This is a genomic window from Ralstonia pickettii (assembly GCF_000607165.1).
In the GTDB taxonomy this organism is placed as follows: domain Bacteria; phylum Pseudomonadota; class Gammaproteobacteria; order Burkholderiales; family Burkholderiaceae; genus Ralstonia; species Ralstonia holmesii.
In genome coordinates, this window is sequence record NZ_JFZG01000006.1 from 71,780 (window position 1) to 95,849 (window position 24,070).

The following is a 24,070-nucleotide window of genomic DNA, read 5'->3' on the forward strand; positions in this document are numbered from 1 at the left end:
ACGGTTCAGGGCAACGTAGCCCGTGCCACGCGATTGCGGGCGTACTTCTGAAGATCGACGGTGGCACCGCCCACAGCCAGCGATTCAACGGCTTCCGCATTGCCGAAGACGACCTTGAATGGCGGCGTACCGGTCAGATCGCGTGCGTCACCTTCCTTGGAAATGCCACTGGCAAGCGTCTTCCCAGTCTTGTCCTTGATCTCGTACCAAGACGAACCGGAGAAGCGTACCGAGACCGTACCGCCGCCCGATTCAGCCGGCTTGGCGGCTTCCGGCGGCAGAACGGAGACCGGTGCGTCGACGTTGATCACAGCCGGCTTGGCACCCGCAACGGCTACAGCGGGCGCCGGCGCGGCGCCATTGTCCGAACGCGGCAGCGTGGGCGGCGGCGCCAGCGGCGCAGTCACCACACCGGAGGCCGGAGCGGCCGGCGTAACGGGCGTCAACGGTGTCGGCATCGAAGCGGCCGGCGTTTCTGCCGGAGCCTGCTCAGCCGCTGGAGCCACTTGCGCGGGCGCGGCTTGCTCCACCGCCGGTGCTTCCTTCGCGGTGGAGTCGGTGTTTTGCGTAGCCGCGGTTTGCGTGGCAAACCACTGCTTGAGACGATCCATACCGACCAGCGCGCCGGCCGCCACAATCACCGCAACCAGCACGCCGATCAGCCAGCGGCCACTGCCGCTCCGACGCTTGGCAAAGCTCGGTTTGTCGGAGAACGATTCACCGAGCCCACCCTCGGGACGCAAGCCAATGTTGGTGACCGGCGCACGCGCGTTCAAACGCGCAAGCTGATCATCGACATCGACCTGCAAAGCGCGCGCATAGGCACGGATGAGCCCCTTGGTAAACGTCATGTCGGGCAATGCTCCGACATCTGCCGATTCCACCGCCAACAACTTGCCCGGCGCCACTTTCAAGCGCGTGGCCAGATCGTCGACCGTCAGACGCTGATGCTCACGGCCGGCGCGCAGACGTTCGGCAATCTGACGCAACGCATCGTCGCGCTCAGGCGACGCGGCGGCAGGCGGATTCGAGGCAGGCGCCGTGCCGTGAGAGAGGTCGGCAGCGCTTGCCACGTCGCGGTCAGTCATCCCAGGCTCCTCGTTCGAATGCCGCCTCTTCGGGCGCATTGGGGAAACGGCGCTGCAATTGCGCGCTCCACGCGTTCTGCTGCGAAGCGTCACCCAGGCGGCGCGCGATGCGAGCGCCCAGCCACAGGCTTTCCGCCGTCGCATTGCCACGACCATTCACACGTTCGATAAACGGCATGGCACGCGCATATTCGCGGCGTTTGTAATAAAGCTGCGCCAACGTGAGGTTGGTCAGCAGATTGTTTGCGTCGATGTAGGTGGCGCGCGTCAGGCTCTTCTCCGCGCCATCCAGATCGCCTTGGCGCATCTGGCAAACACCCAGGTTCGTCCACGGCTTGGCCGGGCTGGCGGCGGCCGGCGCCTCGATAGCCTGGCGCAGCATCGTCATGCCTTGATCTGGCTTGCCGCCTTGCGAGCACAGGAACCAGCCGTAGTTGTTCAGCAGGTCACCGTCTTGCGGTGTCGCGGCCAGAGCGCTGCGGAAACTCTCGTCAGCTTGTTCGCGTTGACCGAGATTCATATAGGCCAGCGCGCGGATGTGATACGCATTCGGGACGTTCGGATCGATCGCGATGGCGTTCTTGATTTCCTCAAGCGCTGTCGCATTCTGGCCGGCTTCCAGGTATTGCGTCGCGAGTTGCAATCGGATCGCGGCCCGGCGACCGGCGTCGGCCTTTTGATCGGGTACTGTTGTAACTTCTCGTGTCTGTGTCTGGACCGGCGGCGACAACGCGCACCCGGCGGCTGCCAGCGTGAAGACCAGACTGACAGCAGTCGACCAACGCTTCATGCGGTACCCATGCGGTGAGTTGAGTCGGCCCCGACCACGGGGATCTCGACGATCTTGCCGAACTTGCCGCGCTCGGCCAGGCGTGTGCGATCTTTGACCTCGCCAGCGAGCTGGCCGCAGGCCGCATCGATGTCGTCGCCACGCGTCTTGCGGATGGTGGTGACAATGCCAGCATCCAGCAGCACTTGTGAGAAGCGGCGGATCTGCTCATTGTTCGAGCGCTTCAACCCTGATTCCGGGAACGGGTTGAACGGGATCAGGTTGAACTTGCACGGCACGTCAGCCACGACGCGCAACAGTTCACGGGCATGCTCGACGGTGTCGTTGACGCCATCGAGCATGCAGTATTCAAAGGTGATGAAATCGCGCGGCGCGAACTCAAGATAGCGGCGGCAGGCAGCCATCAGTTCGGCCAGCGGGTACTTCTTGTTGAGCGGCACGAGCATGTCGCGCAACGCATCGTTGGACGCATGCAGCGACACTGCAAGCGCCACGGGCACATCGCGCGCAAGACGGTCCATCATCGGAACCACGCCGGAGGTGGATACGGTTACGCGCCGGCGCGAAAGGCCATACGCGTTGTCGTCCAGCATCAAAGCCAGCGCCGGCACCACGGCGTCGTAGTTCAGCAGCGGCTCGCCCATGCCCATCATCACCACGTTGGTGATGACGCGGTCGTCCTTGGGGCCGCGACCGAGTTGCTTGCGCATGGCGAACTCGGCCATCCACAGCTGACCGATGATCTCGCCAGTGCTGAGATTGCGCGAGAAGCCCTGCTTGCCGGTCGAACAGAACCGGCAGTTGACGGCACACCCCGCCTGAGACGATACGCACAACGTGCCACGCGTCTCTTCGGGGATGTAGACCGTCTCGACGGCATTGCCCTGCCCCACGTCGACCAGCCATTTGCGCGTGCCGTCCGACGATAGGTGATCGGTAATGACCGCCGGTGCCTGGACGTTAGCGCGGGTCGCGAGCTTTTCGCGCAGCGACTTGGCGAGATCGGTCATCTCGCCAAAATCGGACGCGCCCGACTGGTGAATCCAGCGCTGCAACTGCTTGGCGCGAAACGATTTCTCACCCAGACTCTCGCAGTACGCGAGAAGACCCTGTGCGTCGAAATCGAGGAGATTCACCACATCGTTCATGACTTGCAACCCGAAACCACCAATTCCAGTCTAGTGTTGACGCTTAGCGGCTGTAAATGTTCAAGCCCGGGAAGAAGAAAGCGACTTCCACGGCAGCCGTTTCAGCAGCGTCCGAACCGTGCACGGCGTTGGCGTCGATACTGTCAGCGAAGTCGGCGCGGATCGTGCCCTTCTCAGCCTTCTTCGGATCGGTTGCACCCATCAGGTCACGGTTCTTGGCGATTGCGTTTTCGCCTTCCAGCGCTTGCACCATCACCGGGCCCGAGATCATGAAGTCCACCAGATCCTTGAAGAACGGGCGCTCCTTGTGCACGGCGTAGAACTGCTCGGCTTCTGCGCGCGACAGGTGGATCATCTTGGCTGCGACGATCTTCAGGCCTGCACCTTCGAAGCGGGCGTAGATCTGGCCGATGACATTCTTGGCCACGGCATCCGGTTTGATAATCGACAAAGTGCGTTCGAGCGCCATCAAAAACTCCAAAAAATGAAGGTGTTACGTGAAAGATAAACGTTAGATTCTAACACGGGAGGGAGCCAGATTGGATGTCGAGCGGTGCAACCCGACGCCGCGCATGCCGGGAGAGACGGGAGGCGCAACGATCACTTCGCACTGAGCACGCTGCCAGCCCGATGTACCCGCCTTAGGATCCCCTTATTGGGGGTACGGAAAGTCACCTGCAAAGAACACTTTCCGCCGCGATTGCCGGCCAGCGACCGGAACCGCGTGGCATGCTGACTCTCCAAGTAAGGACGGCGCGGCTTGCAAAAGCCTGCTTTGGATGCCACATTCGCTGTGTCGTCGCATTGTCTGCAATGTCATTCACCCCAAGGAGTTCGCATGGACAACCAACTCAACACGTACGGTTTTGGCGCTTCCGGCACCGCCGGCGCGTTGGCCGTCCGCAACCGCGTGCTGCGCAATACCTATTGGCTGCTCGCGCTTTCCATGATCCCCACCATCCTCGGTGCCTGGATCGGCGTCGCTACCGGCTTCAATCTGATGGGGCGTAACCCGCTGATGGGTTTCGTCATCTTCATGGCAGTGGCCTTTGGCTTCTTCTACGCCATTGAGCGCTTCAAGAACAGTGGCTTGGGCGTAGCGCTGCTGCTCGGTTTCACGTTCTTCATGGGGCTGATGCTGTCGCGGCTGATCGGCATGATTCTGGGCTTCTCGAACGGCGCGTCGCTCATCATGACGGCGTTCGGCGGAACAGCGATCATCTTCGGCGTGATGGCAACGGTGGCCACGGTCAGCAAGCGAGATTTCTCGGGCCTGGGCAAGTGGCTGTTCATGGGCGTGCTGGTGCTGATCGTTGGCTCGGTGGCCAATATCTGGCTGCAACTGCCGGCGATGATGCTGACGATCTCGGTGCTGGCCATCGCGATCTTCTCTGCCTACATCCTGTTCGACGTGCAGCGTATCGTGAACGGCGGCGAGACCAACTACGTGACCGCCACCTTGGCGATCTATCTGGACGTCTACAACATCTTCACGAACCTGCTGGCGATCCTGGGCATCTTCGGCGGGAATCGCAACTGAGCCAAATTTGGCCCGCAACGCGCTAGCAATAGCGCGGAGTAACTAAAAAACCGGCGCTTGGTGCGCCGGTTTTCTTTTGCACGCAAGACTACGTGACGAACGGTCAGACTCGCTCGAATACCGCCATCGATTCCACATGTGATGTGTGCGGGAACATGTTCACTACGCCCGCGCCGGCCAGCCTGTAGCCCGCTTCATGCACAAGCAGACCCGCGTCGCGCGCCAGCGTCGCCGGATTACATGACACGTAAACAATGCGCTTCGGCAGCAAATCGGCCGCCTCGCCGCCGCGCTGAGACAACTCGGCCAGCGCCTTGGACACGGCCAGCGCGCCTTCGCGCGGCGGATCGATCAGCCAACGATCAAACTTGCCCAGCGCGGCAATATCGTCAGCCGTCACTTCGAACAGATTGCGGCAAGCGAATGTCGTCTTCGCGTCCAAGCCGTTGTGCTGGGCGTTGGCAAGCGCACGCGTCGTCAACGCCTCGCTGCCTTCGATCCCCATCACCTCGCGGGCACGCGTAGCCATTGGCAGCGTGAAGTTGCCGATACCGCAAAACAGGTCAAGCAGCCGATCGCCCGGTTGCGCGTCAAGCAGCTTCAGCGCCCGCGACATCAGCGCCCGGTTGATCTGGTGATTGACCTGCGTGAAATCCGTCGGCTTGAACGGCATGGTGATGCCGAACTCGGGCAGCGTGTACGTCAGCGTACGATCGAGCGGATGGAACGGATAGACCGTATCCGGCCCCTTGGGCTGCAGCCAGAACTGAACGTTGTGATGATCGGCGAAAGCGCGCAGTTCCGCCTCATCTTCAGCGGTGATTGGCTCCAGGTTACGCAACACCAGCGCGGTCAAATCCTGGCCGACTGCCAGCTCGATCTGCGGCATACGCTGCACGATCGACAGGCGCCCCACCAACTCGCGCAACGGCACCAGCAGCGCGGACACGTGCGGCGGCAACACCTCGCACGACGTCATGTCGGCCACATAGCTGCTTTTGCGCTCGTGAAAACCCACCAGCACGCCACCTTTGGCCGCAACATGGCGCACAGTCAATCGCGCGCGATAGCGGTAGCCCCAATCCGGGCCGGCAATGGGTCGGAACACCACGTCCGGGCGCAGCTTGGCCAAATGCCACAGATCGTCTTCCAGCACACGCTGCTTGATCGCAACCTGCGCGCGCGAATCCAGATGCTGCATCGAGCAGCCACCGCACACCCCGAAAAACTTGCACCGCGGCGTCACGCGCGAAGCGGACTGGCGCAGAATGTTCACGACACTCGCCTGCTCGTACGACGACTTGACGCGGTGACTGCGGTACATCACCCGCTCGCCCGGCAATGCGCCTTCCACGAAGACAACCTTCCCCGGCGTGCCATCCTCGTTCATCAAACGCCCGACGCCCCGCGCTTCGCCATCGAGCGAGACGATGTCCAATGGGCCCGCCACGGACATTTCGGGCTTACGGCGCCCACGGGTTTTGGCCGGCGGCGTGTCCGGCGCGACCGTTGCTGGAGCGGAAGAGGAAAGCGTGACGTTGGGTGCAGCTTGAGACACGAGCGAGCCTGGACAAAATGAGGACAAGGGCGGCATTGTAAGACACCGGAGGACCAGCATGGGCACCGTCATCCTGACGTGGAATATCCAGTGGGGCCGTGGCGCCGACGGGCACGTCAGTCTCGCGCGCCAACTTAAGCAAGCGCGGGAGATGGCCGAATTCGACGTGCTGTGCCTGCAGGAAGTCACCTCCGGCTTCAGCGATCTGCCGGGCCGACCGGGCATCGACCAATGGAGCGAGCTCGCCGACGCGCTTGGCAGCGAGTACACCGTCATCACTGGATTCGCGCTGGAGCGCCACAACCGCGCGCATGCGCAGCGCTTCGGCAACGCCATTGCCACGCGCCTGCCCGTGCATTACATCCGGCGCCACGCATTGCCCTGTCCGCCCGATGCCACACCGTACATGCCGCGCATGGCCATTGAGGCGGTCGTGCAGGCACCGTTTGGCGCGTTGCGCGTCGTCACGACGCATCTGGAGTACTACTCGGAGCCGCAGCGTGCGGCGCAAATCGATGCGCTGCGAGCGATCCACACGGAAGGTTGCGCGCGTACGAATCAACCATCCGTGCTTGGCACGGAGCCCGAAGTCGGCCCTTTCCGCCCGCTAGCGCAGACCACGGCAACCATCGTCTGCGGTGATTTCAACTGCAAGCCAGATTCCATGCCCAAGCGCTTGGCCACCGTGCCATTCACTCGCGAACCTGCTTTGCATGATGCGTGGGAGATTGCGCACGGCACGACGCCGCAGCCACCGACTTTCGGTGTGCACGACCGCGCTGGCTGGACCGAACCGGCCTACGCGTGCGATTTCATGCTGATCAGCGAGCCACTGAAGCCGCGCGTGCTGCGCCTGGAAGTCAATAGCGCGACCCAGGCGTCGGATCATCAACCGATACTGCTGGAGCTTCGAAACGACTGAAGAAGAGGAAGGAGAGACAAAGAGACAGCAGCGCTTTACAGCACCGCGTCCTTGCGCACGCCCTGCGAGGCGAAATGACGCTTGAGCTTGACCAGCGCCTCCTGTTGGATCTGACGCACGCGTTCACGCGTCAAACCCATCTCCGCGGCAAGTTCTTCCAGCGTGGCGGGCTCGATGTAGTTAAGGCCAAAGCGGCGCTCAACCACATAGCGATGCTTGTCAGACAAGCGTGCGAGCCACGACTTCATCAACAGCGACAGCTCGCGATGTGCCACCTCCTGATCGGGCGAGGCGCCATGCTCGTCCGACAGGAAATCGAGCAGACTCGTGCCGGGATCAAGATCGAACGGCGTATCCAGCGAAGTCGTGTGCTCGTTGAGCGAGAGCACGTCCTGCACCTCCTCCGTCGTCTTGCCGAGCAGGTGAGCGATATCTTCGAGGCTTGCGTCGCGGCCATCCACGCCGCTCTTTTCCAGATGACGCTTGGCGCGCAGCACCTGGTTGAGCTCGCGAATCACGTGCACCGGCAAACGAACCGTGCGCGCCTGATTCATGATCGCGCGCTCAATGCTCTGGCGGATCCACCACGTTGCATACGTGGAGAAGCGGAACCCGCGTTCCGGATCGAATTTTTCGATCGCGTGCATCAGACCCAGGTTGCCCTCTTCGATCAGGTCGAGCAGCGGCACACCGCGATTCAGATAGCCCTTGGCAATGCTCACTACCAAGCGGAGATTGCGCTCGATCATGACTTGGCGCGCTGCAAACTCGCCCGCCTTGGCCAGCGTCGAGAAATGCAGTTCCTCGGCCGGCGTCAGAAGCGGCTTGATGCTGATGCGATTCAGATAGTGCTGAACGGTGTCGGCGGCCAGTTCGGCCTGCAGCACTTTGCGGAAATCTTCCTCGGGTGCGGCTTCCTCTGCCTCTTCAGCCTCCTCCTCTTCTTCATCGGGCTCGTCTGCACTGTCCGACGTGTCGTTGAGCTCGGCGGAATCGGAAGCAGGCAGGTCGTCGACGAGCGCGTCGACGACTTCGATCTCTTCAGCGGGGGGCTGTGCCTCGCCGCGCGCACGCCGCCCAGCGCGCCCATTCGGGGTGCGCTGGCCCTCTACAGCAGCGTCGATGTTGTCATCGGCGGGGGTGACGGGCGTGGCGGCTTTCTGGCGCGGCATGCATTCCTCTATTGAGGCGGCAAGTAGCGCATCGGATCGACCGGCTTACCATTGCGGCGCACTTCAAAATGAAGCTTCACGCGATCCGCATCGGTACTGCCCATTTCGGCGATCTTCTGCCCTTTCTTGACCGTGGATTGCTCGGTGACCAGAACCTTATCGTTGTTGCCGTAGGCGGTCAGGAACGTGTCGTTGTGTTTGATGATGACAAGATTCCCGTACCCACGCAAGGGTCCAACGTGGATCACTTTTCCATCATCGGCAGCGACCACCGCGTCACCGCGTTTGCCACCAATGTCGATACCCTTGTTGCTCTTGTCATCGAAACGGTTGATGAGCGAGCCGCGTGCCGGCCAGGCCAGCGAGATTGCGCTGTCAGTTGCCCCGGCAGGAGCGCCGGACGACGCTGCGGACGCCGGCGTAACCGGTGTGGAATCGGCCGGCGGCGTGGTCGTGTTGGCCGGGCGAACCGGCGTGACCACGGCCCCGGTGTTGCTGACATCCGCATTCGGTGGAACGACACGTAGCAGCTGATCGACTTCGATCTGATTCGGGTTGGCGATGTTGTTCCAGGCCACCAGGTCGCGCGGCGCTTGGCCGTTACGCAAGGCGATGCTGTACAAGGTATCGCCACGCTTGACCCGATAGTAGCCGGGGGGCGGCGGCTCTTGCGACACGGTGCCAGCGCTGCCGGCACGCGAGGTGCGATCGAGAACAGGGGCTTGGTTGCCGGAGGATGCGCAAGCCGCCAGTAATGCGGCCGACACCATCGCCACGGCGAGCCGGCCTGCGCGTGCGGGGCTTGGACGGTTCATGGAGCTCCGGGAAATGAACATGCTAAACAGTTCCTGATTTTAACGGGACAAAGAAAACGCCTTCAAGCGCGGTACTGTGAAACTGGAAGCGGCTGCGGCGCTCGATGAGAACGAGCTGCTGCGCGGGGCCGCTGTTGCGATCGGTAGCCACCGGGGCGATCAGCCGTCCGCCGACGGTCAGCTGGTCGAGCAGCGCCTGCGGCACCTCCAGACCCGCCGCAGCCAGGATGATGGCGTCGAACGGCGCGGCCTTCGGCAGCCCCAGCATGCCGTCTCCATAGTGCAGACGGATGTTTGGCACGCGGAGTGGCCGCAAGTTCGCTTTGGCTTTTTCATGCAGCGGGCGGACGCGCTCGATCGAGTACACCTCGTCGGCCAGCTGTGCCAGAACGGCTGCCTGGTAGCCGCAGCCGGTGCCAATCTCCAGCACGCGAGCGAGCGGCATGCCAGTGCGGCCGGACCGTCCACTCAACAACAACTCGATCATCCGTCCGACCACTGACGGCTTGGAGATCGTTTGCTGATGACCGATTGGCAAAGCGGAATCTTCATATGCCTGCGAGGCAAGGCCGGCATCGACAAACAGATGGCGCGGTACCGTGCCGATTGCAGCGAGCACGCGCTTATCACTCACGCCTCCCGCCTGCACACGGCCAACTAACGCCTGACGCGCACGGTCCGATGCCATGCCGCCGGCAGCCGCGTGCGCTGCCGCCGTGCGTGCCTGTACAGCGCTCGCGGCGACAGCGCCGACAACAGCGTCGACACCCGCCACACGCTGTGGCGCAGGTGCAGGAGCGGATGCAGGCGACGCGCGCTCAACGGATACCGCACGCACCGGCGTGGGGCGTGACACCGCGCTCACTCCTGACGAGATACGCGTTTCACGCTGGCGCTCCACGGGCTTGCGCTCGACCACTGCGTCAAGCGTCAACGGAAAGCGCCGGTCTCGCGGGCGTTCAGACATGAGCCACCGTGACGATCATGGCGTCTGCCAGCGGCGCACGGTGCGCAGTTGGGCCGTATCGGTCAGATCGAGCTGCAGCGGTGTCAGCGAAACGAAGCCATGCGCGACGGCATGGAAATCGGTGCCCTCGCTGGCGTCTTTCGCATCGCCGGCGGCACCGACCCAGAAGATCGGCTCGCCGCGCGGATTGGCTTGGCGGATCACCGGCTGCGATTGGTGCCGCTTGCCCAGACGCGTCGCGCGCCAACCAGCCAGCTCGGCGTACGGCAGATTCGGGATATTGACGTTGAGCAGGACCGGGCCGTCCAGCGGATCGGACAGATAGCGCTCGACCACCTCGCGGGCAACACGCTCGGCAGCGTCGAGGTGCGTCCAGCCCTTGTCGGCCTGCGAGAACGCAATCGACGGAATACCAAACAGATAGCCCTCGATGGCAGCGGCGACGGTGCCGGAATACAGCACGTCTTCGCCCATGTTCTGACCCTGGTTGATACCGGAGACGACCAGATCGGGCTTCTCTTCAATCATGCCGGTGAGCGCGATGTGCACGCAGTCTGTCGGCGTGCCGTTGACGAAGCGAAAGCCCTTCTGGGCACCGTCGGTCGCTTCGAACACCGAAAGCGGTCGCTGCAGCGTGAGCGAGTTCGACGCGCCGCTGTGGTTCTGCTCCGGTGCGACCACCGTCACGCGGCCCAGGGGGCTCAGCGCACGATGCAGCGCCGCGAGCCCGGGCGCGAGGTATCCGTCGTCGTTGGCAATGAGAATATGCATGGCGCGGATTGTAACCGAGCAACGTTCGCGAATCGTGCTCGCGCACACGTTCTATACGCTTACAAAAATTGCATCGACAAGCCGAACGATTCATCGCATCCGGCCAAATCGAACGACCGTGCTTTTATTCGGTTACACTGCCAGCCGAGATCGCGTGCAATGCATGCGAGATGGCGAACAATCCAACGCAAAACTGTTGAGGAGACACTGATGAAAGCCGTCGTCTGCAAGACCTGGGGCCCGCCCGAATCGCTGGTGATCGAAACGCTGCCGGACCTCTCGCCCGGTGCCGGTGAAGTGGTTATCGACGTGAAGGCTGCGGGGGTGAATTTCCCTGACGTGCTGATCATCCAGAACAAATACCAGTTCAAGCCGGAGTTGCCGTTTACGCCCGGCTCGGAAGTGGCGGGCGTTGTTAATGCCGTAGGCGAAGGCGTGTCGCACCTCAAAGCCGGCGACCACGTGATCGCCTTCCTCGGCCAGGGCGCCTTTGCTTCACAGGTCAAGGCGTCGGCCAAGGTGGTGATGCCGATGCCGCCGGGCATGGCGTTCGACACCGCAGCAGCATTCACGCTCACGTATGGCACGTCGCACCACGCGGTGGTCGATCGCGGGCAACTGAAGGCCGGCGAGACAATGCTGGTGCTCGGCGCGGCCGGCGGCGTCGGGCTGGCGGCCATCGAGATCGGCAAGGCGATTGGCGCACGCGTGATCGCGGCGGCATCGAGCGACGAGAAGCTGGCGGTCTGCAAGGACCACGGCGCCGATGCGCTCATCAACTATTCGACCGAAGACCTGCGCGAGCGCATCAAGGAACTGACCGACGGCAAAGGCCCCGACGTGATCTATGACCCGGTCGGCGGAATCTATGCGGAACCGGCGTTCCGTTCGATTGCCTGGCGTGGCCGCTACCTCGTGGTCGGATTTGCCAATGGCGAGATTCCGAAGATGCCGCTGAACCTGGCGTTGCTCAAAGGTGCGTCGCTGGTTGGCGTGTTCTGGGGCGAGTTTGCACGTCGCGAGCCGAAGGCGAATCTGGCGAACATGATGCAGATGCTCGGCTGGATGCAGGAAGGCAAGATTCGTCCGCATATCTCGGCGCGCTATCCGCTGGAGCAGACGACACAAGCGCTGCTGGACATGGCGGCGCGCAAGGTGACGGGCAAGGTGGTGATCCAGCCTTAAAAAACACACGCTGGAGACAAAAAAGCCGCGCAGGTTGATCGCCTGCGCGGCTTTCTCTTTGGTGCAACGGATTATCAGGCTGCTTCTTCCAGCGTCGGATAGTCGGTGTAGCCCTTTTCCTGGCCGCCGTAGAACGTTGCGCGATCCGGCTGGTTGAGCGATGCGCCGGCACGGAAGCGCTCCACCAGATCGGGGTTCGCGATGAACGGACGACCGAACGCAACGGCATCAGCCAGACCGGAGGCAATCATCTGCTCGCCCTCCTCCGCCGTGTATTGGCCGCACACGATGAGCGTGCCCTTGAAGGCGTCGCGGAGTTGGCGGCGGAAATCGTTGGTCAGCTCGGGACCGCCGGCCCAATCGGGCTCGGCGATATGCAAATAGGCGATGCCACGCTTGGTCAGCTCGCGGGCGAGGTACAACGCGCTTTCTTCGGCTTGTGCGTCGGCAATGTCATGCGCGACGAAGTGCGGCGACAGGCGGATGCCGACGCGGTCTGCACCAATCTCGGCGATGGCGGTATCGACCACTTCGAGAATCAGTCGGGCGCGATTTTCCAGGGAGCCGCCGTACTGGTCGGTGCGCTGGTTGCTGTTGGTCGACAGGAATTGGTGCAGCAGGTACCCGTTGGCAGCATGGATTTCAACAAAATCGAAACCAGCGCGACGTGCACGCAGCACGGCTTGACGATATTGTGCGATCACGCTAGGGATTTCTTCCGTGGCGAGAGCGCGCGGTTCGCTGGTCGGCACATTGGCGGGCGTGCCGTCGGGCTGCACGACAAAGCTCTGCGCCCCCTTGGCGACGAGGGCCGACGGCGCGACAGGTGCCTGGCCGTTTTCCTGCAGCAACGTATTGGAAATACGACCCACGTGCCAGAGCTGTTGCGAGATGCGGCCGCCCTTGGCGTGCACAGCATCCACCACCGCCTTCCAGCCAGCTTCCTGTGCGTCGGTGTACATGCCCGGCGTCCAGGCGTAGCCCTGGCCCTGGCGGGAAATTTGCGTCGCCTCCGTAACGATCAGGCCCGCGGTTGCACGCTGCGCGTAGTAAGTCACGTTCAGTTCGGTCGGCACGTCGCCCGGCTGGCCAGCGCGCGAGCGCGTGAGCGGCGCCATCACGACACGATTGGCGAGGGTCGTACGTCCGGTCTGGACCGGGGACAGCAGTTGTTGGGTCATATCAGCTCCTGGAAGAGGCACTATTCGACCGGTCATCTAGAACCGGAATCAAAGAAAAAGCGAGGAACATGCCTCGCCGGCAATGGTTTGGGTTGCAATCAGTGTTTGGGCTTGGCCAGCAGGATTTCCGTTTGCGCCACACAGCTCTTGAACGCGGCGACAGTGCGATGCGACTTGGCCAACAGCGCGCCGCCCATCCACATGGCGTACAGCCCTTCGGCCAGATGGTGTGCATTCTCTACAGGTGCCAAGGAGCCGTCGGTGACGCCTGCCTCGATTGCCGTAGCGATACGCTCGACCATGCGCGTCATGCCGGTCGAAAGCACCTTGCGCATCGGCTCGGAGAGGTCCGACACCTCCCCCGACAGCTTGACCGCTAGGCAGGTGACCTCGCACGCGCTGCGCTCATGCAGATCGATCCAGGCCATGAAATAGCGCAGCAGCCGCTCGCGGGCGGTAATGCGCGTGTCGTTGAACAGGCTGACAACGCCCGCGTCGTAGTCCTGGAAATAGCGCTCCAGCATGGCGACGCCAAAGTCTTCCTTCGACCCGAAATAGTAATAAAACGAGCCTTTGGGTACCTGAGCGCGGCCGAGGATTTCCGCCAAGCCGACGGCCGAGAACCCGCGCCCGAGGATCAACTCGGCACCGGCGTCCAGAATGCGGTCGCGGGTGTCGTGCCGGGCTTCGGCGCCTTCAGCGGTGACGGGTTCGGGGTGCTTGCTCATGATGGATCGCATTGTAGTAGACCGACCGTCTAGTTGCATGACCCTGCTATGAGCAGGGTCGATGTGACGTTCGCGTCGTTGGCGCGCTCGCTCAGAGCTTCTCTGTCTCGCCGCTCTTCGGTTGCCAGCGCATCAGGCGTTTTTCCATCAAGCCGACGAGCCAGTCGAGCACCAGCGCAAAGACCGTCAACACGACGATGCCCGCAAACACGGTATTGATGTCGAAAGTGCCTTCGGCCTGGAGGATCAAGTAACCGACACCGCGGGCCGAGCCGAGATACTCCCCCACCACCGCCCCCACGAAGGCCAGACCCACCGACGTATGCAGCGACGAGAACACCCAGCTCGTCGCGCTCGGCAGGTAGACAAAGCGCAGCAGTTGCCGCTGCGATGCGCCCAGCATGCGCGCATTGGCCAGCACGACCGGGCTCACTTCCTTCACGCCCTGATAGACGTTGAAGAAGACGATGAAAAACACCAGCGTCACCGCCAGCGCCACCTTCGACCAGATACCCAGTCCGAACCACACGCCAAAGATCGGCGCCAGGATCACGCGCGGCATCGAATTGGCAGCCTTGATGTACGGATCAAGCACCGCCGATGCGGCCGGGCTCAGCGCCAGCCACAGCCCCGCCCCCAGGCCAGTGGCCGTGCCGATGGCAAATGCCAGCACCGTCTCGGCCAGCGTCACGCCAAGGTGCTGATAGATATCGCCTTCGGTGACGAACCAGGCCCAGACGCGCTGGGCAACGATGAGCGGTTCCCCGAAGAAGAAAGCAACTTCCTGCGAGCGCGTGGCGAAGTGCCACACGCCCAACGTGACGACCAGCAGGCCAAGCTGCCAGGTGCGCAGCGCGAATAGAGAAAGCGGACGGTTAGCCATGGATGCAATCGATCAGATTCAGGTCAAGCCACGCGGCGGTGCTGCGCATAGCCCTTGAGCACTTCTTCGCGCAGCACATCCCAGATGCGCGAATGCAGGTCGACAAAGCCGGCCTGGTCGCGAATCTCGGCCACATCGCGCGGGCGCGGCAGGTCGATCGTGAATTCGCCGATCGGGTGCGTGCCGGGGCCGGCGGCCAGCACGACCACGCGGTCGCTCATGGCAATGGCTTCATCCAGATCGTGCGTGATGAACAGCACCGCCTTGCGCTTGGCGGCCCAAAGATCGAGCACCTCGTTCTCCATCAGTTGGCGCGTCTGAATGTCGAGCGCCGAGAACGGCTCGTCCATGAGGATGATGTCGGGATCGAGCACCAGCGTTTGCGCCAGGCTCACGCGCTTGCGCATGCCGCCGGAAAGCTGATGCGGATAGCGGTCTTCAAACCCTGCCAGACCCACGCGCGCGAGCCACGACATGGCAAGGTCACGCGCTTCCTTGTCGGGCATGCCCCGAAACTGCAGCCCTGCTGTCACATTGTCGAGCGCGCTGCGCCACGGCATCAGCGCCTCTGCCTGGAACATGTAACCGGCGCGACGGTTGATGCCGAGCAGCGGCTCGCCGAACACCCGCACCTGCCCGGAAGACGGCTGCAACAGGCCCGCAGCCAGATTCAGCAACGTAGATTTGCCGCAGCCGGTCGGGCCCACCACTGAGACGAACTCGCCGGCCTGCACCTCCAGCGAGGTGTTTTGCACGGCGGTGTAGCGCTGGCCCGGCGTGTCGGGTGAGATGAACGTACAGGTGATCTGATCGAACGAAAGCGCGGGATGGGGCATGGTCTGCGGTCCAAAAGCAATGCGCCCGGGCGGAACCGGGCGCGTTGCTGAAAGCCTGTCGAAATTACTTGTACTTGGCGTTGGCCTTCTGCACGAAGGCGTTGGTGAAGGTCTGGTCGAGCTTGATCTGCTTGCCCTTCACTTCCGCATCAAACTCCGACAGCGTGCGCAGTGCTGTGGCGGGGCCGTCGACGGGCATCGTGCCATCCGGCGAGATGGCCTCGCGCACCTTGTCCCACGCCGCCAGATACAACGCGCGGTCACCCAGCAGATAGGCTTCCGGCACCGTCTTGACGATGTCCGAGGGGCCCGCCTTCTGCAGCCACTTGAGCGCGCGCACCATGGCGTTGGTCATCGCCTGTGTCGTGTTCGGATTCTTCTGGATGAACGCGGTAGATGCATACAGGCAGCCGGCCGGCATGTTGCCGCCGAATACCGCCTTGGTATCGGCCAGCGTGCGGGTATCCGAGACCACGCGCACTTCATTCTTCTGCGTGAGCATCGACATCACTGGGTCCAGGTTGGCCAGGGCGTCGATTTGGCCCGCACGCACGGCGGCAATCGCCCCACTGCTCGGACCCACGCCAATGATCGACACTTCGTTCGGCTTGATGCCGGCGCGCGCCAGCACGTAGTTGACCATGATGTTGGTCGACGAACCCGGAGCTGTCACGCCGATCTTCTTGCCTTTCAAGTCGGCAATCGACTTGTAGTTGGGCATCGTCTTGTTGTTGACCGCCAGCACGATCTGGGGCGCCCGCCCTTGCAGCACGAACTCCTGGTACATCTGGCCCTTGGCCTGCAATACCAGCGTGTGCTCATACGCGCCGCTCACCACGTCGGCGCTGCCACCAACCACGGCCTGCAGGGCTTTCGCGCCACCGGCAAAGTCGACGATTTCAACGTCCAGACCTTCGTCCTTGAAGTAGCCCAGGCGCTCGGCAATCGTCAGCGGCAGGTAGTAGAACAGCGCCTTGCCGCCCACCGCGATGGTGATCTTGCTCTTTTCAGGCTTGCCCTGTGCCAGAACGGCGGGGCTGGCAGCCACCAGGCTCGTCGCGCACAGTGCTGCGCCCATCCATTTTGCCCAGCGCCCAATGACTCGTGTCCCCATGCCTGTCTCCTGTTTTGTGGCGTTCACTGCCTCGGCGGCGATCTTACCGCAACGATTTGCAACACAACATGCGGGATCGTCCTAGCTGTTTAGCTTTTGGCTTCGGCAATGATGCCTTGCGAAACCAGCGCGTCGATCTGCGCGTCGGTCAGGCCGTGGCCGCGCAGTACGTCGCGCGTGTGCTGACCCAGGCGCGGCGCGCTCGCCTGTACGGCGCCCGGCGTGGCGGAAAGCTTGGGTACCACGCCCGGCATCTCTACATCGATGCCCGACTGCGCGCGCACCGTTTCGATCACGCCGCGCGCGCGGTAGTGCGGGTCGGCGGCAATGTCGGCGACGGTGTAGATGGGGCCGCTGGGCACCTCGGCCGCATGCAGCGCGGCCAGCACATCGGCGATGGGCAGCGTGCCCGTCCAGGCGTTGATGGCGGCATCGATTTCGTCCGCCCGGGCGGCGCGGCCGTCGTTGCGGGCCAAATCGGGATCGTCGGCCAGGTCTTGCCGGCCCATGTGTTGCATCAGGCGGCGGAAGATGTTGTCACCGTTGGCGGCAATCAGAACGTATTCGCCACCGGCGCAGCGGTAGGCGTTCGACGGCGCGATGCCCGGCAGCGCCCCACCCGCGGGCTGGCGAATTGCGCCGAACACGGAGTACTCCGGCAGCAGGCTCTCCGTCAGGTTGAACACGGATTCATACAGCGCCACGTCGATCACCTGCCCCTTGCCTCCGCGCGCATCGCGTTCGTACAAGGCCAGCAACACGCCTAGCGCGCCGTGCAAGCCGGCGATCGTGTCGCCAAGTGACAGCCCGGCGCGGGCAGGCGGCCGCCCCGGCTCACCGGTCAAATAGCGCAGGCCGGCCATGGCTTCAGCAATGGCGGCAAAGCCGGGTTCATCGCGTTTGGGGCCCGTCTGGCCATAGCCCGACACGCGCAGCATGATCAGTTTCGGATTGATGGCGGACAGTGCCTCATACGACAGCCCCCACTTTTCCATCGTGCCGGGGCGGAAATTCTCGATCAGGACATCGGCTTCGGCGGCCAGCTTGCGCACGACTTCCTGCCCTTCCGGCACACGCAGGTCCACACAGACGGACTGCTTGTTGCGCGACTGCGCTTCCCACCAGACTGACGTGCCCTCATGCAGCATCCGCCATTTGCGCAGCGGATCGCCCTGCCCGGGCGGCTCGATCTTGACGACCTGCGCGCCAAAGTCGGCGAGCGTCTTGGCTGCAAACGGCCCGGCAATCAGTTGCCCGAGTTCGAGCACGCGGATGTCCTGCAAAACCTGTGTCGGCATGGTTGTGTAGAAAGCGTTGAATTCAGAGTGCAGCGGGGTTGCCAAGCAGATACGTCATCAACAGGCGCGCGGAGCTGGTCAGCGCGTCGGGATCGCGCACGCCGACCAACAGGCGGCGATGCGCCCATTCGTCTTGCAGCGACACCAGTGCTAGACCCGCACCCGGCAGGCTCGATACGTGCCCTTGTGCCGCGATGCGCGGCAACACGCCCACGCCCAGGCCGGAAGCCACCATGCGGCAGACGGCTTCGAAGCTGCGCACCTGGATGCGCAGCCGCAGCGGCTTGCCCAAGCGCAGGCTTTCGTCGACCAGTTGCGCAGCCAGCGAGGTGCCCGGCGGCAGGCTGACGAAATCGAAATCCACGGCGTCGGCGAAGTGGACCTGCTTGCGCCCGGCCAATGGATGCCCGCGCGGCGTAACCAAGGCGAGATCGTCCTCGCGATAGTCGAACGATTGCAGCCCATCGCACGGCGTACCGGCCGCGAAGATGCCAAGGTCTGCCCGATTTTCACGCAGCGCGGCAACGATATCGCCGCTGTCCTGCTCTTCCAGCGCGATGCGGATGGCCGGATTGGCCAGCATGAAGGCGGCCAGGTCGTCGGCCAGGAATTGCGTAATCGATGAGGTGTTGGCCCACACGCGCACCAGCCCGCGCGTGCCGGCGGCAAAGTCCGATAGCGCACCGGCCATACGCTCGACGTCCTGCAGGATGCCCACAGCATGGCGGAAGCACGCCTGGCCGGCCTCGGTCAGCTCCACGCCGGCGGCATGCCGATAGAGCAACGGCGCGCCCACGGCTGCTTCCAGATCGGAAATCCGCTTGCTTGCCGCAGCTACAGCCAGGTGTGATTGGCGTGCCCCGGCCGAGATGCTGCCAAGCCGGGCCACCGCCACGAACAAGCCGAGGGTGACAAGATCGAAGCGGGCGAGATTCATCGTGGAAAGCTGAAGGTGGGAAATACACAACATCGGATGTGACATCGTGGCACGTTCCGTGCGTGTTTCATCCGGCCGTCACCCGCCCACGTTTAACATGGCGGACTTTTGCCGTTCCCGGATCCGAAAAAGGGATTCTAACGGCGTTCTCTCTGCTTGCTGCCATGTTGCTTCCGTTCCGTCTTGCCCGCTTGACCGCCCTGTGCGCCCTCTCCTTGAGCGCCGGCCATGCCTTGGCAACCCAAAGCAGCACAGGCGACACCGCCAGTTGGGCGATCAACGATCCCGACCGCTTTGCCGTGCATGGCCAGGCGACCTACGTGTGGCAGCACGACCTGTCGTTCCACTCGCCGTACAGCGGGCCGAACAGCCTGTCAGCCAAATCGACCACAAGCTATTCGGTCACGACGACGCTCGATCTGGGCATGCGCCTGTGGCAAGGCGCTGAAGTGCACATCAATCCGGAAATGGCGCTCGGCCAGCCTTTCTCGGGTCTGCATGGCCTGGCCGGATTCACCAATGGCGAGCTGGCCAAGACCGCCGGCCCAAACCCGACGCTCTACCGCGCACGCGCCTTCTTCCGCCAGACGGTCGGGCTAGGCGGTGGCACCGAAGACCGGGAAGCCGAGATGAACCAGTTTGCCGGCCAGGTCGACAAGCGTCGCCTGGTGTTCACGGCAGGCAACTTCTCGGTGCTGGACGTATTCGACGGCGTGACCTACTCGCATGACCCGCGCACGCAGTTCCTGAACTGGTCGTTCCTCACGCACGGCGCGTTCGACTACGCCGCCGATGCGCGCGGCTACACCTGGGGCGCTGCCCTCGAGTATTACGACGGCGATTGGGCCTACCGCATTGGCCGCTTCATCCAGCCGGAAGAATCCAACGGCCTGCCGCTGGACACGCGTATCGGCCGCCACTACGGCGACGTGTTTGAAGTGGAGCGCAGTCACACACTCGCCGGCCAGCCCGGCAAGCTGCGCGTCATGCTCTTCCGCAACAGGACCGACATGGCGCGCTACGACGATGCCCTCGCCCTTGGCCAGTCGACGGGCAGCGCACCGGACATCAGCCTCGCGCGACGCGACAACACCAAGGTGGGGATCGGCATTGGCGGCGAACAGCAGATCAACGATGACATTGGCGTCTTCGCACGCGCATCGTGGGCGGATGGCAAGACGGAAACCTACGCCTTTACGGAAATCGACCGCTCAGTGTCGTTTGGCACGCTGGTCAAGGGCAGCAAGTGGGGCCGCTCGGATGACACGGTCGGGCTCGCGGCCGCCATCAACATGCTGTCGCCGGATCACCGCCGCTACCTGCAGCAAGGCGGCCTGGGCGTATTCCTAGGGGACGGCAAGCTGAACTATGCGCCCGAGCAGATCGTCGAGGCGTTCTATAGCTTCCAGGCGACCAAGCACCTGTGGATCAGCGCCGACGCGCAATGGATCCGCAACCCCGGCTACAACGCCGATCGCGGCCCTGCGGTGTTCTTCGGTACGCGCCTGCATACCGAATTCTGAGGTTCGTTTGTGCCAGCTCAGAGCTGGCGCCGATCCAGCACCGCGCGAGCAATGGTGCCCGCGTCCACATATTCCAGCTCACCGCCCACCGGCACACCACGCGCCAGACGCGTCGCCTTGATGCCGCGCGCCTTCAACATTTCGCCGATGTAGTGGGCAGTCGCCTCGCCTTCGCTGGTGAAGTTGGTAGCAAGGATGACCTCAGCGCAGGGCCCACCCAGCGCAGGGTCAGTGGCGCGGGCCAGTAAGCGTTCGAGGTGAATCTCTTTCGGGCCGATGTTGTCCAGCGGCGAGAGCCGCCCCATCAGCACAAAATACTGGCCGCGATAGGTCAGCGTCTGCTCGATCATCATCTGATCGGCTGGCGTTTCCACCACGCACAGCACCGACGCATCGCGACGCGCATCCAGGCAGGTTTCGCAGATTTCCTGCTCGGTGAAGGTATTGCACCGGCTGCAATGCTGGATCGATTCCGTCGCCTCGGACAGCGCCTGCGCCAGTTGCGCAGCGCCCTCGCGGTCATGCTGCATCAGGTGATACGCCATCCGCTGGGCCGACTTGGGGCCGACACCCGGCAGCACACGCAAGGCTTCAACCAGCATCTGCAGCGCCGACGGCGTGCCTGGAGCGTTACGCATCACGCATGCTCCAGAACCGTCGTGTGGTGCAGCACTTCCGGCATCGGGTCATAGAAATGATGCAGCAGCGCTCGCCACCGCTGGTACTCGGGCGACTGCCGAAAGCCGATGGTGTGGTCTTCCAGCGTCTGCCACTGCACCAGCAGCAGGTAATCGCTGGTCTTCTCCATGCAGCGCGACAGCGACAGCGAAACGAAGCCCCGCATCGCACCGATGATGTGGCGAGCCTCATCAAAGGCCGCCTCGAAGGCAGTTTCCTGGCCGAGCCTGACGTGCAGCAGCGCGGATTCCAGCACCATGGCGCGATCCTGATGAGCGTCGTTTAGAACGGCAGCTTGAAGCCAGGCGGCAGCATGCTGGCCATGCCGCCCAGGCCGGAAGTGAGGGAACCCATCTTTTCTTGCGCGGTGGCCTCGGCCTTGCGCACGGCGTCGTTGAACGCAGCGGCGATCAGGTCCTCCAGCAGATCCTTGTCTTCGCCTTCGGCCAGCAGGCTCGGGTCGATCGACACGCGCTTCACGTCGTTCTTGCAGGTCATCACCACCTTCACGAGGCCAGCGCCGGACACGCCTTCCACCTCGATCAGAGCGAGTTGCTCCTGCGCTTTCTTCATGTTTTCCTGCATCTGCTGGGCCTGCTTCATCAGCCCGGCGATCTGGCCTTTCATCATGGTCGTTGCTCCTTGAAATGGGTCATGCAAGACGCGCCGCTCAGCGGTGCGCCGGTGTTCAATGTTCAGTCTTGGAATGCGATTCAGTGCGCGTGCGGTTGGATCGAACCGGGGACGACCTGCGCGGCAAAGTCCCGGACCAGCGCCTGCACAAACGGGTTGGCGGCGATGGCATCTTCGGCATTGCGTTGGCGCTCGGCGCGCTGCTCGGCATCGACAGCCGCCGCGGTGGCGCGTGCGGGTCCGATATCGCACGCCACGCGAACGGGCGTGCCGAAGTGTTCCGTCAGTGCCGCCTCCAGACGCTCGACGACGTTGGCATCGGTGAGGGGGGGCAGCGGCACGCGAAGGCGCACCGTGACGCCTTCCACGGCTGCCAACTCGCTCTGGTAAGCCAGCTGTTGGGCCAGACCGCGGATCGGCAGGCTCGCTGCCAGCGCCGGCCAATTGCCGTCGAACGTGGTAAGACCGCTGGCGCTCAGATCCGGCGGCGTAGCAGCGGCTAGCGGCTCCGGGGCGACCGTCTTGGCCGGCACGGGTGCAGCTGCCGGCGCCTCGATCTGTGCTGGACGTGTTGCCGGTTCAGACGCGCCGGGGCGCCCGCTCGAAGCGGAATCCCAACCGGCAAAGGCCGCGTCCATCTCTTCAAGCGACGGCGAAGCAAATTCGCCCGGCATTTCATCCCAGGGCGGCGGGCCATCATCGGCGGGCGTGGCAACTGCAACCGGCTGCTCACGGCGCTGCGGCGGAGAGGCCGCTGCCGCGGCCGGATTCGGACGCGGGCCCACGACGGGAGCAACAGGAGCAGCAGGACGGGCCACAGGCGCAGGCGCGGCTACCGGTGCAGCAGCAGGCGCGGAAGCACCACCACGGCCACGGCTTGACGCCTGACGCGCAGCGGCCAACGCTTCCATTGCCGGCGAGCGACGCGCTGGGGCCGCAGCCGGCGTATCTGCAACCGCCGCAACGGGCGCTGGCGCCGGCGGAGTCGCCTGATAAGTCGCTCGCGGCGCCTCGACCACCGGCTCCGGACGCATCGCCACCGGCGCAACCTCAGCAACCGGTGCCGCCACAGGCGTAGTCGCCGTGACCGCTGGACGCGTCGATCCGGCCGGCGTTACCGCCAGCGGCATTGCCCGCTTCCCGCCGCCACCGCCCGAAGGCGGCGGCGCGTCCCCACCCGACTGTCCGGGCTGGAACGCCAGCATGCGCAGCAGCGTCATCGTGAAGCCGGCGTACTCATCCGGCGCCAGCGCCAGTTCGTTCCGGCCCAGGTTGGCAAACTGGTAAAACAGTTGCACCGCCTGCGCGTCGAACCGCTCCGCGAGGCGGCGTACATCGTCGGCCTCGGGCCAGTCGTCCTGCACAGCGGCGGGCACGACCTGCGCCAGCGCAATCTTCTGCAGCAGGGATGCAAGATCCTGCAGCGCGCCCGAGAAGCTCAGACTGCGCCCGGCCATCTCGTCGGCAATCTCGATGAGCGCCGCGCCGTTCTCGTCGGCCAGCGCATCGAGCAGACGCACGAGGTAGCTTTGATCAATCGCGCCAAGCATGCCGCGCACGGCAGCCTCACTCACCTCGCCAGCGCTGTACGCGATGGCCTGATCGGTAAGCGACAGTGCATCGCGCATCGAACCCTGCGCGGCGGCCGCCAACAGACGCAGCGCATTCGGCTCGTGAGCGATGCCCTCTTCGCCAAGAATGCGGTCCAGGTGAGACACGATGTGCCCCGGCGGCATCTGCTTGAGGTTGAACTGCAGGCAACGCGACAGCACCGTCACCGGAATCTTCTGGGGATCGGTCGTCGCAAGAATGAACTTGACGTGCTCGGGTGGTTCTTCCAGCGTCTTCAGCATCGCGTTGAAGGCGTGGTTGGTCAGCATGTGCACTTCGTCGATCATGTAGACCTTGAAGCGGCCGCTGGTTGGTGCGTAGACCGCGCGGTCCAGCAACTGCGCCATCTCGTCGACGCCGCGGTTGGAGGCGGCATCCATCTCGATGTAATCGACAAAGCGCCCGGCATCGATCTCGGTACAGGCGCGGCACACGCCGCACGGCTGCGCGGTGATGCCGCCCTGCCCATCCGCGCCGACGCAATTGAGCGATTTGGCAAGGATGCGCGACAGCGTCGTCTTGCCGACACCGCGCGTACCCGTGAACAGGTATGCGTGGTGCAGGCGCTGCTGTTCGAGCGCATGCGTGAGCGCTTTCACCACGTGTTCCTGACCGACCAGCGTGGTGAAATCGCGAGGGCGCCACTTGCGGGCGAGCACTTGATAACTCATGCGGCGGATTGTAGCAAAGCG

At 63.6% G+C, this 24,070-nt stretch carries 24 protein-coding genes; 4 read left to right on the top strand and 20 right to left on the bottom strand.

What is annotated here, in order from left to right:
- Positions 1-5: 5 nt before the first annotated feature.
- From BG83_RS0106515 to ndk, 4 genes are read right to left on the bottom strand one after another with little or no spacing between them, the layout of a single operon-like run.
- Entirely contained in the window at positions 6-1,088 is a 1,083-nt protein-coding gene (locus tag BG83_RS0106515; RefSeq protein WP_024975966.1) for a RodZ domain-containing protein, read from the bottom strand.
- Entirely contained in the window at positions 1,081-1,878 is a 798-nt protein-coding gene (pilW, locus tag BG83_RS0106520) for a type IV pilus biogenesis/stability protein PilW (protein ID WP_024975967.1), read from the bottom strand. Before pilW ends, BG83_RS0106515 begins: the two co-directional genes overlap by 8 nt.
- The gene (gene rlmN / locus BG83_RS0106525) at positions 1,875-3,026 is read right to left on the bottom strand and encodes a 23S rRNA (adenine(2503)-C(2))-methyltransferase RlmN (RefSeq protein WP_024975968.1); all 1,152 of its coding nucleotides are present in this window, start codon (positions 3,024-3,026) and stop codon (positions 1,875-1,877) included. The genes pilW and rlmN overlap by 4 nt, the downstream gene beginning before the upstream one ends.
- A gap of 43 nt (positions 3,027-3,069) precedes the next feature.
- A complete protein-coding gene (gene ndk / locus BG83_RS0106530) occupies positions 3,070-3,495 on the bottom strand; it encodes a nucleoside-diphosphate kinase (protein ID WP_004626298.1) in 426 nt (141 codons plus the stop codon).
- Between the two features lie 369 nt (positions 3,496-3,864).
- Here ndk and BG83_RS0106535 point away from each other — a divergent pair, with 369 nt between their 5' ends.
- Positions 3,865-4,566, top strand: coding sequence for a Bax inhibitor-1/YccA family protein (locus tag BG83_RS0106535; protein WP_024975969.1), 702 nt, complete (start codon positions 3,865-3,867; stop codon positions 4,564-4,566).
- Between the two features lie 103 nt (positions 4,567-4,669).
- On the opposite strand, the gene rlmD is transcribed toward BG83_RS0106535, so the two are convergent.
- The gene (rlmD, locus tag BG83_RS0106540; RefSeq protein WP_024975970.1) at positions 4,670-6,022 is read right to left on the bottom strand and encodes a 23S rRNA (uracil(1939)-C(5))-methyltransferase RlmD; all 1,353 of its coding nucleotides are present in this window, start codon (positions 6,020-6,022) and stop codon (positions 4,670-4,672) included.
- Between the two features lie 160 nt (positions 6,023-6,182).
- On the opposite strand from rlmD, the gene BG83_RS0106545 reads away from it, so the two are divergent.
- Positions 6,183-7,046: an endonuclease/exonuclease/phosphatase family protein gene (locus BG83_RS0106545; protein WP_024975971.1), complete on the top strand. Its 864-nt coding sequence runs from the start codon at positions 6,183-6,185 to the stop codon at positions 7,044-7,046.
- A 35-nt stretch (positions 7,047-7,081) separates the two neighbouring features.
- Here the strand turns inward: BG83_RS0106545 and rpoS are convergent, their stop codons facing one another.
- From rpoS to surE, 4 genes are read right to left on the bottom strand one after another with little or no spacing between them, the layout of a single operon-like run.
- On the bottom strand, positions 7,082-8,218 hold the full coding sequence (rpoS, locus tag BG83_RS0106550) for an RNA polymerase sigma factor RpoS (RefSeq protein ID WP_024975972.1): 1,137 nt from the start codon (positions 8,216-8,218) through the stop codon (positions 7,082-7,084).
- Positions 8,219-8,226: 8 nt separating this feature from the next.
- Positions 8,227-9,054 carry a peptidoglycan DD-metalloendopeptidase family protein gene (locus BG83_RS0106555; RefSeq protein ID WP_024975973.1) on the bottom strand — a complete coding sequence of 276 codons (828 nt, stop codon included), beginning with the start codon at positions 9,052-9,054 and terminating at the stop codon, positions 8,227-8,229.
- Position 9,055: 1 nt separating this feature from the next.
- On the bottom strand, positions 9,056-10,000 hold the full coding sequence (locus BG83_RS0106560) for a protein-L-isoaspartate(D-aspartate) O-methyltransferase (RefSeq protein WP_024975974.1): 945 nt from the start codon (positions 9,998-10,000) through the stop codon (positions 9,056-9,058).
- 15 nt (positions 10,001-10,015) lie between these two features.
- Positions 10,016-10,771 carry a 5'/3'-nucleotidase SurE gene (gene surE / locus BG83_RS0106565; RefSeq protein WP_024975975.1) on the bottom strand — a complete coding sequence of 252 codons (756 nt, stop codon included), beginning with the start codon at positions 10,769-10,771 and terminating at the stop codon, positions 10,016-10,018.
- 210 nt (positions 10,772-10,981) lie between these two features.
- Here surE and BG83_RS0106570 point away from each other — a divergent pair, with 210 nt between their 5' ends.
- Positions 10,982-11,956, top strand: coding sequence for an NADPH:quinone oxidoreductase family protein (locus BG83_RS0106570; protein WP_009238416.1), 975 nt, complete (start codon positions 10,982-10,984; stop codon positions 11,954-11,956).
- 74 nt (positions 11,957-12,030) lie between these two features.
- Here BG83_RS0106570 and BG83_RS0106575 read toward each other — a convergent pair whose 3' ends face one another.
- The 7 genes from BG83_RS0106575 to BG83_RS0106605 all read right to left on the bottom strand — a co-directional run bounded on the left by BG83_RS0106575 (position 12,031) and on the right by BG83_RS0106605 (position 18,933).
- On the bottom strand, positions 12,031-13,137 hold the full coding sequence (locus BG83_RS0106575; RefSeq protein WP_024975976.1) for an alkene reductase: 1,107 nt from the start codon (positions 13,135-13,137) through the stop codon (positions 12,031-12,033).
- A 98-nt stretch (positions 13,138-13,235) separates the two neighbouring features.
- Positions 13,236-13,865: a TetR/AcrR family transcriptional regulator gene (locus tag BG83_RS0106580; RefSeq protein WP_024975977.1), complete on the bottom strand. Its 630-nt coding sequence runs from the start codon at positions 13,863-13,865 to the stop codon at positions 13,236-13,238.
- 91 nt (positions 13,866-13,956) lie between these two features.
- On the bottom strand, positions 13,957-14,748 hold the full coding sequence (locus tag BG83_RS0106585) for an ABC transporter permease (RefSeq protein ID WP_024975978.1): 792 nt from the start codon (positions 14,746-14,748) through the stop codon (positions 13,957-13,959).
- A gap of 23 nt (positions 14,749-14,771) precedes the next feature.
- A complete protein-coding gene (locus tag BG83_RS0106590) occupies positions 14,772-15,584 on the bottom strand; it encodes an ABC transporter ATP-binding protein (RefSeq protein WP_024975979.1) in 813 nt (270 codons plus the stop codon).
- A gap of 64 nt (positions 15,585-15,648) precedes the next feature.
- Positions 15,649-16,698 (bottom strand): ABC transporter substrate-binding protein, encoded by a 1,050-nt coding sequence (locus BG83_RS0106595; RefSeq protein ID WP_024975980.1) that lies wholly within the window; start codon positions 16,696-16,698, stop codon positions 15,649-15,651.
- 89 nt (positions 16,699-16,787) lie between these two features.
- Positions 16,788-17,996 carry a CaiB/BaiF CoA transferase family protein gene (locus tag BG83_RS0106600; RefSeq protein ID WP_024975981.1) on the bottom strand — a complete coding sequence of 403 codons (1,209 nt, stop codon included), beginning with the start codon at positions 17,994-17,996 and terminating at the stop codon, positions 16,788-16,790.
- 22 nt (positions 17,997-18,018) lie between these two features.
- Entirely contained in the window at positions 18,019-18,933 is a 915-nt protein-coding gene (locus tag BG83_RS0106605) for a LysR substrate-binding domain-containing protein (RefSeq protein WP_024975982.1), read from the bottom strand.
- A 233-nt stretch (positions 18,934-19,166) separates the two neighbouring features.
- Between BG83_RS0106605 and BG83_RS0106610 the strand changes: the two genes are divergently transcribed.
- Positions 19,167-20,456, top strand: a complete 1,290-nt coding sequence (locus BG83_RS0106610; protein ID WP_419177591.1) for a carbohydrate porin — start codon at positions 19,167-19,169, stop codon at positions 20,454-20,456.
- 17 nt (positions 20,457-20,473) lie between these two features.
- Here the strand turns inward: BG83_RS0106610 and recR are convergent, their stop codons facing one another.
- From recR to BG83_RS0106630, 4 genes are all read right to left on the bottom strand, one after another.
- Positions 20,474-21,094, bottom strand: coding sequence for a recombination mediator RecR (gene recR, locus BG83_RS0106615; RefSeq protein ID WP_024975984.1), 621 nt, complete (start codon positions 21,092-21,094; stop codon positions 20,474-20,476).
- A complete protein-coding gene (locus BG83_RS0106620; RefSeq protein ID WP_024975985.1) occupies positions 21,094-21,393 on the bottom strand; it encodes an antibiotic biosynthesis monooxygenase family protein in 300 nt (99 codons plus the stop codon). Before BG83_RS0106620 ends, recR begins: the two co-directional genes overlap by 1 nt.
- A gap of 23 nt (positions 21,394-21,416) precedes the next feature.
- Positions 21,417-21,764, bottom strand: a complete 348-nt coding sequence (locus tag BG83_RS0106625; protein WP_024975986.1) for a YbaB/EbfC family nucleoid-associated protein — start codon at positions 21,762-21,764, stop codon at positions 21,417-21,419.
- Between the two features lie 83 nt (positions 21,765-21,847).
- Positions 21,848-24,049 (bottom strand): DNA polymerase III subunit gamma/tau, encoded by a 2,202-nt coding sequence (locus tag BG83_RS0106630; RefSeq protein ID WP_024975987.1) that lies wholly within the window; start codon positions 24,047-24,049, stop codon positions 21,848-21,850.
- Between the last annotated feature and the right edge of the window lie 21 nt (positions 24,050-24,070).

Coding starts and splice junctions, on each gene's coding strand:
- rpoS (WP_024975972.1), bottom strand. CDS start 8,218: ATGCCGCGCCAGAAAGCCGCCACGCCCGTCACCCCCGCCGATGACAAC.
- surE (WP_024975975.1), bottom strand. CDS start 10,771: ATGCATATTCTCATTGCCAACGACGACGGATACCTCGCGCCCGGGCTC.
- BG83_RS0106595 (WP_024975980.1), bottom strand. CDS start 16,698: ATGGGGACACGAGTCATTGGGCGCTGGGCAAAATGGATGGGCGCAGCA.
- BG83_RS0106535 (WP_024975969.1), top strand. CDS start 3,865: ATGGACAACCAACTCAACACGTACGGTTTTGGCGCTTCCGGCACCGCC.
- ndk (WP_004626298.1), bottom strand. CDS start 3,495: ATGGCGCTCGAACGCACTTTGTCGATTATCAAACCGGATGCCGTGGCC.
- BG83_RS0106590 (WP_024975979.1), bottom strand. CDS start 15,584: ATGCCCCATCCCGCGCTTTCGTTCGATCAGATCACCTGTACGTTCATC.
- rlmN (WP_024975968.1), bottom strand. CDS start 3,026: ATGAACGATGTGGTGAATCTCCTCGATTTCGACGCACAGGGTCTTCTC.
- BG83_RS0106560 (WP_024975974.1), bottom strand. CDS start 10,000: ATGTCTGAACGCCCGCGAGACCGGCGCTTTCCGTTGACGCTTGACGCA.
- BG83_RS0106555 (WP_024975973.1), bottom strand. CDS start 9,054: ATGTTCATTTCCCGGAGCTCCATGAACCGTCCAAGCCCCGCACGCGCA.
- BG83_RS0106545 (WP_024975971.1), top strand. CDS start 6,183: ATGGGCACCGTCATCCTGACGTGGAATATCCAGTGGGGCCGTGGCGCC.
- pilW (WP_024975967.1), bottom strand. CDS start 1,878: ATGAAGCGTTGGTCGACTGCTGTCAGTCTGGTCTTCACGCTGGCAGCC.
- BG83_RS0106630 (WP_024975987.1), bottom strand. CDS start 24,049: ATGAGTTATCAAGTGCTCGCCCGCAAGTGGCGCCCTCGCGATTTCACC.
- BG83_RS0106620 (WP_024975985.1), bottom strand. CDS start 21,393: ATGGTGCTGGAATCCGCGCTGCTGCACGTCAGGCTCGGCCAGGAAACT.
- rlmD (WP_024975970.1), bottom strand. CDS start 6,022: ATGTCCGTGGCGGGCCCATTGGACATCGTCTCGCTCGATGGCGAAGCG.
- BG83_RS0106585 (WP_024975978.1), bottom strand. CDS start 14,748: ATGGCTAACCGTCCGCTTTCTCTATTCGCGCTGCGCACCTGGCAGCTT.
- recR (WP_024975984.1), bottom strand. CDS start 21,094: ATGCGTAACGCTCCAGGCACGCCGTCGGCGCTGCAGATGCTGGTTGAA.
- BG83_RS0106570 (WP_009238416.1), top strand. CDS start 10,982: ATGAAAGCCGTCGTCTGCAAGACCTGGGGCCCGCCCGAATCGCTGGTG.
- BG83_RS0106625 (WP_024975986.1), bottom strand. CDS start 21,764: ATGATGAAAGGCCAGATCGCCGGGCTGATGAAGCAGGCCCAGCAGATG.
- BG83_RS0106580 (WP_024975977.1), bottom strand. CDS start 13,865: ATGAGCAAGCACCCCGAACCCGTCACCGCTGAAGGCGCCGAAGCCCGG.
- BG83_RS0106605 (WP_024975982.1), bottom strand. CDS start 18,933: ATGAATCTCGCCCGCTTCGATCTTGTCACCCTCGGCTTGTTCGTGGCG.
- BG83_RS0106515 (WP_024975966.1), bottom strand. CDS start 1,088: ATGACTGACCGCGACGTGGCAAGCGCTGCCGACCTCTCTCACGGCACG.
- BG83_RS0106575 (WP_024975976.1), bottom strand. CDS start 13,137: ATGACCCAACAACTGCTGTCCCCGGTCCAGACCGGACGTACGACCCTC.
- BG83_RS0106600 (WP_024975981.1), bottom strand. CDS start 17,996: ATGCCGACACAGGTTTTGCAGGACATCCGCGTGCTCGAACTCGGGCAA.